Source organism: Larsenimonas rhizosphaerae, from assembly GCF_023700005.1.
Taxonomy (GTDB): Bacteria; Pseudomonadota; Gammaproteobacteria; order Pseudomonadales; family Halomonadaceae; genus Larsenimonas; species Larsenimonas rhizosphaerae.
Window position 1 is genome coordinate 501,692 of sequence record NZ_JAMLJK010000001.1, and the last position, 11,710, is coordinate 513,401.

An 11,710-nucleotide genomic window follows, 5' to 3' on the forward strand; every position below is an offset into this window, starting at 1 on the left:
TAAAAGGCTTGACCATGAGCGATAGCGTCGCGTTGTTTGATGACGTTTCCTTTGATCGTGAAGTATCGGCGCACTCTGGCCCTGTACTGGTGGATTTCTGGGCGCCATGGTGCGGGCCATGCAAGCAGCTTGCGCCCGTGCTTGAGGAAATGGCCGTGCACTACGATGGCCGGGTCCGGATCGGCAAGGTGGATGTGGATCAGCACCCGGAACTTGCTGCCCGGTTTGGCGTGCGCGGTATTCCCACGCTTATCCTGTTCGTTGACGGGAATGTCGAGGCTACTCGAGTTGGTGCCCTGCCACGAGACCAGATTGTTGCATTTGTGGAGGAAGAGCTTAAATAGGATTTTCATGGAAGGCTTGCGTTGCTTCCCCAGGTTGACTACCATCGAGCCGTTCACCTGTTTTGAATGCTTTCCGGCCGCACCATTTGCGGTTTTCCCAGATCGCCGGTTTTCTTGAGCACGGTTCAATGCCAGTATTGCGGCACGTGTTTCAAGCTACAGGCGAACGTTGTTATCGATCATTTCCTGCATGTCTCGACCAGAAGTGTCGCCGCGCTATGCCGCGCTGTCGGGACACAAAATGACACCCGAGAGGCTTCTGAACGCACCGGGCGGCTTTGACTCTGTTTTGACCGCCTCCTGTCCTGCATCACATCGCACCTCCATTGCCATGCTGACACGAGCGATTTTCGAATAAACCGATGAATCTTACCGAACTCAAGCAACAATCCGTTCCCGAACTCCTTGAACTTGCCCGTCAGATGGGCATCGACAACCTGGCGCGTTCGCGGAAGCAGGACATCATCTTTGCCATTTTGAAAAAGCACGCCAAGAGTGGCGAAGACATCTTCGGAGATGGCGTGCTGGAAATACTTCAGGATGGTTTCGGCTTTTTGCGCAGCGCCGACAGCTCGTATCTGGCAGGTCCTGACGATATTTATGTCTCGCCCTCCCAGATCCGCCGCTTCAACCTGCGCAAGGGCGACTCGATTGCCGGAAAGATTCGGCCGCCGAAGGAAGGCGAGCGCTATTTTGCGCTGTTGAAGGTCAGCATGATCAACTTCGACAAGCCTGAGAACGCCAAGCACAAGATCCTGTTTGAAAACCTCACGCCGTTGTTCCCTCAGTCACGTTTGCCGATGGAAATCGGTAACGGGTCTACCGAGGATCTGACTTCCCGCATCATTGATCTCGCCGCTCCGATCGGCAAGGGCCAGCGTGGCCTGATCGTGTCGCCGCCCAAGGCCGGCAAGACACTGATGCTGCAGAATATTGCCAACTCCATCACCCGCAACAATCCTGAATGTCACATGATTGTGCTGCTGATCGATGAGCGTCCCGAGGAAGTGACCGAAATGTCACGCACCGTGCGGGGCGAGGTTGTGGCCTCCACCTTTGACGAGCCGCCGGCGCGTCACGTTCAGGTGGCTGAAATGGTGATCGAGAAGGCCAAGCGGCTGGTGGAGCATAAAAAGGATGTGGTTATCCTGCTCGATTCCATCACTCGTCTGGCGCGGGCTTACAATACGGTAGTGCCGTCGTCCGGCAAGGTGCTGACCGGTGGTGTCGACGCACATGCTCTGGAAAAACCCAAACGGTTTTTCGGGGCCGCTCGTAATATCGAGGAAGGCGGCAGCCTGACCATTCTGGCAACCGCACTGGTCGACACCGGCTCCAAGATGGATGAGGTAATCTTCGAGGAGTTCAAGGGTACCGGCAACATGGAAGCGCACCTGGACCGCAAGCTGGCGGAAAAGCGCGTTTTCCCGGCCATCAATATTCGCCGCTCCGGTACGCGCCGCGAGGATCTGCTGTGCAGCGAAGAAGAGATGCAGCGTATGTGGATTCTGCGCAAGCTGCTTAATCCCATGGAAGATGTTGCAGCGACCGAGTTCATGATCGACCGCTTGAAGGATACCAAGACCAACCTGGAATTCTTCGAAGCCATGAAGCGTCGTTGATCGGCAGACAGGATGTAAAAAGGGCAGGGTTATTCCTGCCCTTTTTTATGACAGGCAAAAAACGGCACGGAGCACGGTAGCCCTATGCAGTACCGGGATTTACGGGAATTTATCGAAGGCCTTGAGGCGCGAGGTGAGCTGGTTCGCGTTCAGGCTGAAGTTGATCCTCACCTTGAGGTGACCGAGATTTGTGATCGCGTGCTGCGGGGCGGCGGACCGGCGCTGCTGTTTGAAAATGTCCGGGGAAGCCGTATGCCGATTCTGGCCAATCTGTTCGGAACGCCAAAACGGGTTGCGCTGGGTATGGGGCAGGACAGCGTCGAAGCTCTACGTGAAGTGGGTGAATTACTGGCCTTTTTGAAGGAGCCCGAGCCACCCAGGGGCTTTCGGGATGCCTGGGACAAGCTGCCGATTTTCAAGCAGGTCATGAGCATGGGGCCGAAGCGGGTTCGCAAGGCACCCTGTCAGGAAGTCGTACTGGAAGGCGATGCGGTAGACCTTGACGTGATTCCCATTCAGCACTGCTGGCCCGGTGACGCCGCGCCGCTGGTGACCTGGCCTCTGGTAGTGACCAGGGGGCCTCACAAGACGCGTCAGAACCTTGGCATCTACCGGCAACAGAAAATCGGCAGAAACCGTCTGATCATGCGCTGGTTATCGCATCGCGGCGGGGCGTTGGATTTCAAGGAATGGCAGCAGACGCATCCCGGCGAACCCTTTCCTGTTGCGGTCGCGCTGGGCGCGGATCCTGCGACCATTCTGGGCGCAGTGACTCCGGTACCGGATTCATTGTCTGAGTACGCGTTCGCTGGATTGCTGCGTGGATCACGGACGGAGCTGGTCAAGTGCGGCCATGCGGATCTGGATGTGCCTGCGTCGAGCGAGATTGTGCTGGAAGGGTTTATCTATCCGGATGACATGGCCGAGGAAGGTCCGTTCGGTGACCATACGGGTTACTACAATGAGGTAGATACATTCCCTGTCTTTACCGTGGAGCGTATTACACACCGTCTTGAGCCGATTTATCATTCAACCTATACCGGCCGTCCACCGGATGAGCCAGCCGTGCTCGGTGTTGCACTGAATGAGGTATTTGTGCCGATTCTCAAGCGTCAGTTTGCCGAAATCGTTGATTTCTACCTGCCGCCGGAAGGGTGCTCGTACCGCATGGCGGTAGTGTCGATGAAAAAGCAGTATCCGGGGCATGCCAAGCGCGTGATGATGGGTGTCTGGAGCTTCCTGCGGCAATTCATGTATACCAAGTTCGTGATCGTGGTGGATGATGATATCAATGTGAGGGACTGGAAGGATGTCATCTGGGCCATTACGACACGAATGGACCCGGCCCGTGATACGGTACTGGTTGAAAACACGCCGATCGATTATCTGGATTTCGCCTCGCCGGTCAGTGGCCTGGGATCCAAGATGGGCATGGATGCAACCGATAAGCTGCCCGGTGAGACAAACCGGGAATGGGGCCAGCCCATTGTCATGAATGAAGAAATCAAGGCGCGCGTCACGGCGCGCTGGGATGAATTCGCTATAGTCAAACCACCTGCCGATGAAACACATTGAGGTATTTTCATGAGTCCGACGGTTGTATCCTGCCGGATTGAAGCGATCGAGACCCTGAGCGAATCGGTATATCGCGTATTTTTAAAGGGGGATGCTGCCATCATTGCTCATGCCCCGGGGCAGTATCTCGAGATCGATATTGACGGCCAGTGGCTGCCGTTTTCGATTGCCAATTTCCATCAGGGGAGCGGTGAGCTTGAGCTCCATGTTCAACAGGCGCCTGAAAGCAGCCGCTCCCTGGCGCTGTTTGATCGGCTGGTGGCACATGGCGAGCTGACGGTACGCTTGCCCAGTGGTGAAAGTGTGCTGGATGTCGATGATGACCGTCCATTGATGCTGATCGCCGCAGGTACCGGCTTTGCCCAGATGAAGGCCATTGTCGAGGCCGCGCTGGCGCATCATCCCGACCGTGTTATTCACCTGTGGTGGGCTGGCAAGACACGTGCTGACCTTTATCTTGAATCACTTGCGAGACAGTGGGTATCCGATCACCGGAATGTCAGTTTCACGCCTGTGATAGAGGCGCCGGATGAGCATGACTTTGACGGTGTGGTGGCGCGCATCGATCGGGCGCTTCATGAATGCGTCACCAGTACCCGCGAGGCCAGCATTTTCATTTCCGGGTCCCCGGGTATGGTGTATGCCGTGGTCGATACTCTGGAGGCGATCGAGCCGCTGACCGAGCGGGTCTTCTCCGACGTATTCAGCTACGCGCCCAGGCCCTCGGCGTCATCCCCGTCATGAGTGTTTCACCGGTACTGATTACCGGAGGCACTCGTCGCCTTGGTCGCTACTGTGCCGAGCGTCTGATGGAAGATGGTCATCCGGTCATCATTACATGGCGTACGCGGGGCTCCGCGGTTGATGCGCTGGAGCGCCTTGGTGCCAGGACCATGCATGCGGATTTCAGTACGCGAGAAGGCATCGAGGCGTTTATCGAAGCTCTGATCCTTCAGGCGCCGTCACTGCGTGCAGTCATTCATAATGCCGGGGCGGCGGTCGAGGAGTGCGAGGGGGGCGCCGAACAGTTTGATCGACAGTTCCATACCAACATGATGGCACCGTATCTGGTCAATCTTGCGGCATACGACCTGCTGATGGCCAGTGGCGAGCCGCAGCGCGATATTATCCACCTTACCGATGCCAGAACGACTTCGGGCTGTGCGCACAGGCCGGAATATGCAGCGGCCAAGGCTGGCCTTGACAACCTGACGCGCTCCTTCGCCAAACGTTTTTCCCCGCATATTCAGGTCAACGCCATTGCGCCCGGGCTGGTGATGCAACGTGAATCAGATTTCGAGCAGGCGCCTGTTTCACAGCGCGCCGTCTCGGGCCCGGTACCGCCTGGCCCTCTTGTGATCTGGGAAGGTCTTCGTTATTTGCTGGATACGCCTTTCGTTACAGGTATAACCCTGCCGGTTGACGGCAGCCATCACGTGGCGTAAATATACAGGTGCTGAACTGATAGGCCCTGTATGTCATCAACAATAACGTGCCAGGAGGTGTCGGGCATGGCAGCAGTAAAGTCACGTACACGCAGTGAGCATGTGGCACTGGTTGGATTGATTACCGGTGTGGCAGTGCTGGGTATTCTTACTGCAGTACCTACGGTGCTTCTTTGGCTTAAGCTGTTTTCTTGAAAGATGCAGGAAGGCTCCTTAAGCTTGGGAAGATTCCTGAACAAAGATGAATCGGCCATGCACCTTGAAGGTGCCGGCCATGATAAACCGCTGTAACACCAGGAATGGATCAGTAGCCGTCATGAACACAGTACCTTCAACCACATCTGCATGTCGTTTCGATGCCGCCGGCCAGGCGTGCATCGTGTCGTGTGCAGGTTTTGGTTATTGGTACTGGTTTAGTAGCGGGCACGCCTGATTTTTGTCAGGTCGCCCGATATACCGGCCGACCATCCAGCACAGCACCCCGGTCGGCCCCCCGACCGGGGTTTTTTTATGGCTGTAATAATAGATACACAACTGTGAAGACCACTGTGAGGAACGAGCCATGACATATTTTTATTTTGAAATCGGTGCCTGGTATTACGTGTCGTTGACTTCTCAGGGGATGACCCGTCATACCCCGCATTCAAGACCTGAACCATTACACTGTTGAACCGAGCGCGCTCGGCCTGGAGCTTTCATGAACGTTGAGACCTGCACATCTTCCCCCGCCTGCCACCAGTCGCTGCCTTCTCCGGCCATGCTGCGCCAGGCAATTCCCTCTCATCCTGACCTTGATGAGCGTATCAAAATGCAACGCCGCGATATTTGCCGCGTGCTGTCCGGAGAGGATTCACGGCTGCTGGTCGTTACCGGCCCGTGCTCCATTCATGACCCGGTAGCGGCGCTGGATTATGCGCAGCGCCTGTTGCAGCTCAGCGAGGCAGTCTCTGATCAATTGCTTCTGGTCATGCGGGTCTATATCGAGAAGCCGCGTACGATAACCGGCTGGAAAGGGCTGGCTTATGATCCCCAGCTTGATGGTAGTCATGACATGGCAGAAGGGCTCAGACAGTCTCGCGAGGTCATGCGTGACATCGTGTCCATGGGATTGCCGGTCGCCACCGAGCTTCTTAACCCGGTCGTGGCACGGTATGTGGATGATTTGCTGGCCTGGGGGGCGATTGGTGCACGAACCACGGAGTCTCAGCTGCATCGTGAAATGGTCAGTGGGCTATCGCTGCCGGTAGGGTTCAAAAATGATACACATGGCGGGATTCAGGTCGCGGTGGATGCTATCAACAGCGCTGCTCACGGGCATTACTGCTTCAGCGTCGATGATTCCGGCCAGCCGGCGGCATGCGTGACCCCCGGCAATCGGGATACACATCTTGTCTTGCGTGGTGGGGCGTCCGGTCCCAACTTCAGTCCTGAAAGTGTCGCCAGTGCATCAACACTGCTGGCCGCTGCGGGTGTAGCCCCAGCCATCATGGTGGACTGCTCTCATGCCAACAGCTTCAAGAACCCCGAACGTCAGCCCGAGGTGCTGTCGAGTGTCATTGCCCAGCGCCGTGGCGGAGCCGAGGCGCTGCGTGGTGTCATGCTTGAGAGCTTCATTGCTGCAGGGCGTCAGGCGTTCACCGGAACGGAGCTGATCTATGGGCAGTCCGTTACCGATGGGTGCCTGAGCTGGGAGCGCACCGAACAGGAGCTTTTGCGTGCAGCACAGGCACTGCGAGCCCCGATGAGCTGCTCATCGCTTCAGAGCGTAAGCGTAGAGTAGGGTTTCCTGAGCGCTGATGGCCTCTTGCTGGTCGGGCAGTGGCGTGGCGACATAATGGCCATCAGCTTCCAGCTGCCAGCTTTGACAGTTGTCCAAAAGATACGTATCCATGTCCTTTTTGATCTGGCGCGCCAGTTTTTTATCCAGCACCGGGAAGCAGGTTTCGACCCGGTGGAACATGTTGCGCTCCATGGCATCGGCGCTGCCGCACCACAGTTCCGGCTTGTTGGCGTTGCGAAAGTAGAAGACGCGGGTATGCTCCAGAAAACGCCCGACGATCGAGCGGACATGGATATTGCATGACACGCCTTCAATCCCGGGGCGTAGGCAGCAGGTACTTCGAATAATCAGATCGCACTTCACTCCGGCCTGTGAAGCCCGATACAGAGCCTGTATCAGGCCAGGCTCGGTCAGGGCATTGCACTTGATCATCAAATACCCCTTGCAGCCGCGCCGGGCATGCGCAGCTTCACGGTCGATCATGTCGATCAGGGTACTGTTGAGGGTGAACGGTGCATACAGGACATGCCGGGTGGTACGTGGCTGGCCCATGCCGGCAATCTGCTGAAATATGAGATGTACGTCCTGACAGATTTCCGGGTGTGCCGTCATCAGGCTGTAATCGGTATAAAGCCTGGCGGTGGTGGCATGATAATTACCGGTTCCCAGGTGGGCGTAGTGGCGCAGGCGACCATTTTCCCGTCGTACCATATGCATGAGCTTGGCATGGATCTTGTAATCCATGAGCCCGTAAATCACATTGGCACCGGATTCCTGCAGCCTCGATGCCAGCTCGATATTGTCAGCTTCATCGAAACGGGCTCGCAGTTCGATGACCACTGTCACTTCCTTGCCATTGCGGGCCGCTTCGGTCAGCGCTGTAACGATGCGTGAACCAGGGCCGGTACGGTACAGGGTTTGCTTGATCGCCAGCACGTCGGGGTCTACGGCGGCTTCCTTGAGCCATTGCTCAACCGGTGCAAAGGATTGATAAGGGTGATGCAGCAGGATGTCGGCCTCGGCGACGGTATCGAAATAACTGCCGGTCTGGCGTCTCAGGGCGCGAGGCAATCCAGGTGTGAAAGGAGGGTACAGCAGATCAGGGCGGCCGGCGCCTTCGATCACTGCCATCAGCCGGCCCAGGTTGACCGGGCCATCCACCAGGTAGAGATCCTGCTCGCTGAGTTCGAAGCGCTGCAGTAGGAAGGTTGTCAGATGCGCCGGGCAGTTATTGGCGATTTCGAGTCGTACGCCACTGCCATAACGCCTTGCCAGCAGCTCGCCTTTCAGTGCAGAGGCCAGGTCAGAGACATCCTCGGGGTTAACCGCGAGGTCTGCGTTGCGTGTCAGTCTGAACTGGTAACATCCCTTGATAATCATGCCGGGAAACAACTCGTTGGCATGGGCGTGAATCATCGACGACAGAAAAACATAATCAGTGCCTTCACCAGAGCTGACTTCAGCAGGCAACTGAATAAGTCGTGGGAGCGAGCGTGGCGCAGGGATGATGGCGAGCCCGCCCGTGCGGCCAAAGGCATCCTGTCCATCCAGCTCAACAATGAAATTGAGACTTTTATTGACCAGACGCGGAAAGGGGTGGGACGGGTCCAGCCCGATCGGACTCACGACCGGCTGAATTTCATTTTCGAAGTAGGATGCTATCCAGTGCTGCTGGGCTTTCGTCCAGTTGGCGCGTCGTAAAAAGCGGATGCCTTCCTGTTCCAATGACGGAATCAGTACCTTGTTCAGGATCATGTACTGCCGAGCGACGTGCTCATGGGTTATCTGCGAAATATCGGCCAGCGTTTGCTGATAGGTCTGGCCATCGCGGCTCTTGGCGCTTTCATCGATGCCAATGGCCTGCTTCAGCCCGGCCACCCGTATTTCAAAGAACTCATCCATGTTGGATGAGAAGATCAGCAAAAACATCAATCGGTTCAGCAGCGGATGGGCCTCATCGAGCGCCTGTTCCAATACACGAATATGAAACTGCAGAGTAGAGATTTCACGATTGAAATAAAGCTGCGGATGCGTCAGTTCCGTATTACGCTCAGGGGCCGGGCGGGTGCGAATGCCGGTGCGTGTGCGGTTCAGTCGCAATGAGGCGGCGGGATCGATCGGGAGGGCATCCGGCGCGTCCATCTGCTGCGCCTCTGGTATGGCTGCCTGTTTCATGGCTGGTGTTTCCGGCGTACCCATATCAAGGCCCTCGAGTTGTTGTAGTGTTGGCGCCGTAGCATAAGTCCGCCTCATGACAGTGAGGTGACGGTAACGGAAAGTGGACTCTCCTTGCCGTAAGCCACTTTGATTGGCTAGAGTTGATGCACTGCCAGGTTACCCACTACCTGCCTCACCTTGTTTATCGGCCTCTTGTGTTGAAAACCATGAGAGCCGCCCTTCATGCACTATCAAGAGAGTACGGTATGGACAGGAAAATTGCAGTTGTACTGGCTGGATGTGGCTATCTTGACGGGTCCGAGATCTATGAAACGACGCTGACGCTATTGCGTCTTGACCAGCTCAAGATGCCGTATCAGTGCTTTGCGCCTGATATTGATCAGCATGACGTCATGGACCATGTCACCGGTGAGCCGGTGGAAGGAGAAACGCGCAATGTGCTGAGGGAATCGGCACGTCTGGCGCGTGGTAAAATCCAGCCGCTGGACGAACTGGACCCTGATGCCTTTGACGCGATCATCATTCCGGGCGGGTTTGGCGCAGCCAAGAACCTGTGTGACTTCGCCATCACCGGCGACAGCATCACGATTCTGCCCCTGTTGGTAGAGAAGGTTCGCCCCTTTTACGAAGCCAACAAGCCAATCGGCATGATGTGCATCGCGCCGGTCATGGTGCCAAAAATGCTCAACGGCAGCATTCCGGTCACGATTGGTGATGATGCCAGCATTGCCGGGGCCATCAGCGCCATGGGTGGGCTACACAGAAGCTGCAGCGTAGACAATATCGTGATTGACCATGAGCATAAGGTCGTTACCACTCCCGCCTATCTGCTGGCGGAAAACCTTGACGACGCCGCTCGTGGTATCTTCAAGCTGGTAGAGAAAATCGGCGATATGCTGCGCTGATCTGTCTTACGCGTCGGGGGTTTCCTCGGCGCGTCCTCCGCGCTGATGCTTCACGAATCGGCCAAAGATGATACCCACTTCAAACAGCAACCACATTGGGACGGCCAGCAGGCTCTGGGAGACCACATCCGGGGGCGTAAGCAGCATGCCCACCACAAAGCAGCCGATGACGATATAGGGGCGCTTGGATGAGAGCGTTTTAACGGTGGCAGCACCGGTCAGGATCAGCAGGAATGTGGCAATGGGGATTTCAAAGGCCAGACCAAAGGCAAAAAACAGCTTCAGCACGAATGTCAGGTAGGCATTGATGTCTGTCATCACCTGTACGCCGGCGGGCGCTGCAGTCGTGAAGAACTTGAACAACAGTGGGAACACGACAAAGTAGGCAAATACGGCGCCGGAATAAAACAGCACAATGCTGGATGCCAGCAGGGGAAAGGCCAGCTTTTTTTCGTGGGTATAAAGCCCTGGCGCAATAAAGGCCCATGCCTGATAAAGCAGAAAGGGCACTGCAATAAACAGTGCCACCACCAGTGTCAGCTTGAATGGAGCAAGAAACGGGGATGCTACTTCGGTTGCAATCATCTGCGAGCCCGGGGGTAGCAGCGACATCAGCGGCTGGGCAATGAAGGTGTAGATATCGTTTGAAAAGCTGTAAAGCCCTAGAAAGATCACCACGATCACCACGACGGCTTTCAGGAGTCGCGAGCGCAATTCGACCAGGTGTTCGATCAGCGGCATCTGTTGGTCCACGTCCGGCGGGGTACTCATGATGTGCTGTCGTCCTTGTGATCAGACAGTGCAGTGCTTGTCTCTGCGACGGCAGACGGGTGCCTGGAGGCAGTATCAGTGGGGCGAGAAGAAGGCCCTTCGTAGTGCCCCAGCGACTCGGCGCCCTTGCGCACCTTGTCAAAGCCTTCGTTCAGCGAGTCTTCATGCGCCTTCATCTTGCGGCGCAGTTCTTCGGCTTCCAGCTGTGATGAAATATCCTGCTGTACGCTCGAAATGGTTCGCTTGATGCGACCAATCCAGAGCCCGGCAGTACGCGCGGCTGTTGGCAGGCGCTCCGGGCCCAGGACCAGCAGGGCAATAACCCCAATGACCATCAGCTCGAAAAAGCCGACATCAAACATGATGGTTACTTCCGGTTATCGGGCTGTTTTTCACTGGTCGCGTCCTGTGTATAGGTGCGACTGCCAGCATCATCTTCCTGGCCTACCTTGTGCTGTGCATCGCCAGTGGTGTCTTTGTCGTCATTAACGGCTTCCTTGAAGCCTTTTACTGCCGAACCCAGGTCACCGCCCATGTTGCGCAGCTTCTTGGTACCAAAGATGAGGATGATAATCCCGAGGACGATAAGCAACTGCCAAATGCTGATGCCACCTAACATGCTGTCTACTCCTGGCGGCACCTGCCGCATTGATGTTCCGGTTCAGATAATATCGCGGGTACACACGATCAGGATGATCGAGCGGCCTTTTCTTCAAGCCCCGACATGCCAAAGCGCCCCGCCAGTTCGGCGAGGACATCGTCATGGCTGATATCGAGATGGGAAAGCATGACCATGCAGTGAAACCATAAATCCGCTGTTTCACTGATCACTGCCTGACGCTGACTATCGCCCAGATGTGCGTCCTTGGCAGCCAGCAGTGTTTCGGTTGCTTCCTCGCCGACTTTTTCGAGTACCTTGTTAAGCCCTCGATGGTGCAATTGAGCCACATAGGATGTGTCCGGGTCACCATGTCGACGGCTGGCAAGGATATCCGCCAGCTGTGCCAGCGTGTCATCAGAATGTGTCTGTTTCATGAACTACCTGTCTATGCGGGCCTGATAAGCCCCGGTTGGCTGCAATTGAAACATG

13 protein-coding genes are annotated in these 11,710 nt (G+C 56.2%); 8 read left to right on the forward strand and 5 right to left on the reverse strand.

What is annotated here, in order from left to right; translation table 11 throughout:
- Positions 1–14: 14 nt before the first annotated feature.
- The 7 genes from trxA (at position 15) to NAT21_RS02240 (ending at position 6,766) form a co-directional block, all read left to right on the forward strand.
- Positions 15–344 (forward strand): thioredoxin, encoded by a 330-nt coding sequence (trxA, locus tag NAT21_RS02215; RefSeq protein ID WP_250935337.1) that lies wholly within the window; start codon positions 15–17, stop codon positions 342–344.
- Between the two features lie 362 nt (positions 345–706).
- The gene (gene rho / locus NAT21_RS02220) at positions 707–1,966 is read left to right on the forward strand and encodes a transcription termination factor Rho (RefSeq protein ID WP_250935338.1); all 1,260 of its coding nucleotides are present in this window, start codon (positions 707–709) and stop codon (positions 1,964–1,966) included.
- An 84-nt stretch (positions 1,967–2,050) separates the two neighbouring features.
- On the forward strand, positions 2,051–3,541 hold the full coding sequence (ubiD, locus tag NAT21_RS02225; protein ID WP_250935339.1) for a 4-hydroxy-3-polyprenylbenzoate decarboxylase: 1,491 nt from the start codon (positions 2,051–2,053) through the stop codon (positions 3,539–3,541).
- A gap of 9 nt (positions 3,542–3,550) precedes the next feature.
- Entirely contained in the window at positions 3,551–4,285 is a 735-nt protein-coding gene (locus tag NAT21_RS02230; protein WP_250935340.1) for a ferredoxin reductase domain-containing protein, read from the forward strand.
- Positions 4,282–4,986, forward strand: coding sequence for an SDR family NAD(P)-dependent oxidoreductase (locus NAT21_RS02235; RefSeq protein WP_250935341.1), 705 nt, complete (start codon positions 4,282–4,284; stop codon positions 4,984–4,986). Before NAT21_RS02230 ends, NAT21_RS02235 begins: the two co-directional genes overlap by 4 nt.
- 66 nt (positions 4,987–5,052) lie before the next feature.
- The gene (locus tag NAT21_RS15470; RefSeq protein ID WP_265896203.1) at positions 5,053–5,181 is read left to right on the forward strand and encodes a hypothetical protein; all 129 of its coding nucleotides are present in this window, start codon (positions 5,053–5,055) and stop codon (positions 5,179–5,181) included.
- Positions 5,182–5,683: 502 nt separating this feature from the next.
- A complete protein-coding gene (locus NAT21_RS02240; protein WP_250935342.1) occupies positions 5,684–6,766 on the forward strand; it encodes a 3-deoxy-7-phosphoheptulonate synthase in 1,083 nt (360 codons plus the stop codon).
- Here NAT21_RS02240 and ppk1 read toward each other — a convergent pair.
- Positions 6,737–8,908 (reverse strand): polyphosphate kinase 1, encoded by a 2,172-nt coding sequence (gene ppk1 / locus NAT21_RS02245; protein ID WP_250937953.1) that lies wholly within the window; start codon positions 8,906–8,908, stop codon positions 6,737–6,739. The genes NAT21_RS02240 and ppk1 overlap by 30 nt on opposite strands.
- A 281-nt stretch (positions 8,909–9,189) precedes the next feature.
- Here ppk1 and elbB point away from each other — a divergent pair, with 281 nt between their 5' ends.
- Positions 9,190–9,849, forward strand: a complete 660-nt coding sequence (gene elbB, locus NAT21_RS02250; RefSeq protein WP_250935343.1) for an isoprenoid biosynthesis glyoxalase ElbB — start codon at positions 9,190–9,192, stop codon at positions 9,847–9,849.
- Between the two features lie 6 nt (positions 9,850–9,855).
- On the opposite strand, the gene tatC is transcribed toward elbB, so the two are convergent.
- The 4 genes from tatC to NAT21_RS02270 form a co-directional block, all read right to left on the reverse strand.
- Positions 9,856–10,620 (reverse strand): twin-arginine translocase subunit TatC, encoded by a 765-nt coding sequence (gene tatC / locus NAT21_RS02255; protein ID WP_250935344.1) that lies wholly within the window; start codon positions 10,618–10,620, stop codon positions 9,856–9,858.
- On the reverse strand, positions 10,617–10,982 hold the full coding sequence (gene tatB, locus NAT21_RS02260; RefSeq protein WP_250935345.1) for a Sec-independent protein translocase protein TatB: 366 nt from the start codon (positions 10,980–10,982) through the stop codon (positions 10,617–10,619). The genes tatC and tatB overlap by 4 nt, the downstream gene beginning before the upstream one ends.
- Before the next feature lie 5 nt (positions 10,983–10,987).
- A complete protein-coding gene (gene tatA / locus NAT21_RS02265) occupies positions 10,988–11,239 on the reverse strand; it encodes a Sec-independent protein translocase subunit TatA (protein ID WP_250935346.1) in 252 nt (83 codons plus the stop codon).
- A gap of 68 nt (positions 11,240–11,307) precedes the next feature.
- A complete protein-coding gene (locus NAT21_RS02270) occupies positions 11,308–11,655 on the reverse strand; it encodes a phosphoribosyl-ATP diphosphatase (RefSeq protein WP_250935347.1) in 348 nt (115 codons plus the stop codon).
- Positions 11,656–11,710 lie beyond the last annotated feature (55 nt).

Bases quoted from the DNA above. Each gene is read 5' to 3' on its own strand.
- trxA (WP_250935337.1), top strand. From the start codon at position 15: ATGAGCGATAGCGTCGCGTTGTTTGATGACGTTTCCTTTGATCGTGAA.
- rho (WP_250935338.1), top strand. From the start codon at position 707: ATGAATCTTACCGAACTCAAGCAACAATCCGTTCCCGAACTCCTTGAA.
- ubiD (WP_250935339.1), top strand. From the start codon at position 2,051: ATGCAGTACCGGGATTTACGGGAATTTATCGAAGGCCTTGAGGCGCGA.
- NAT21_RS02230 (WP_250935340.1), top strand. From the start codon at position 3,551: ATGAGTCCGACGGTTGTATCCTGCCGGATTGAAGCGATCGAGACCCTG.
- NAT21_RS02235 (WP_250935341.1), top strand. From the start codon at position 4,282: ATGAGTGTTTCACCGGTACTGATTACCGGAGGCACTCGTCGCCTTGGT.
- NAT21_RS15470 (WP_265896203.1), top strand. From the start codon at position 5,053: ATGGCAGCAGTAAAGTCACGTACACGCAGTGAGCATGTGGCACTGGTT.
- NAT21_RS02240 (WP_250935342.1), top strand. From the start codon at position 5,684: ATGAACGTTGAGACCTGCACATCTTCCCCCGCCTGCCACCAGTCGCTG.
- ppk1 (WP_250937953.1), bottom strand. From the start codon at position 8,908: ATGGACGCGCCGGATGCCCTCCCGATCGATCCCGCCGCCTCATTGCGA.
- elbB (WP_250935343.1), top strand. From the start codon at position 9,190: ATGGACAGGAAAATTGCAGTTGTACTGGCTGGATGTGGCTATCTTGAC.
- tatC (WP_250935344.1), bottom strand. From the start codon at position 10,620: ATGAGTACCCCGCCGGACGTGGACCAACAGATGCCGCTGATCGAACAC.
- tatB (WP_250935345.1), bottom strand. From the start codon at position 10,982: ATGTTTGATGTCGGCTTTTTCGAGCTGATGGTCATTGGGGTTATTGCC.
- tatA (WP_250935346.1), bottom strand. From the start codon at position 11,239: ATGTTAGGTGGCATCAGCATTTGGCAGTTGCTTATCGTCCTCGGGATT.
- NAT21_RS02270 (WP_250935347.1), bottom strand. From the start codon at position 11,655: ATGAAACAGACACATTCTGATGACACGCTGGCACAGCTGGCGGATATC.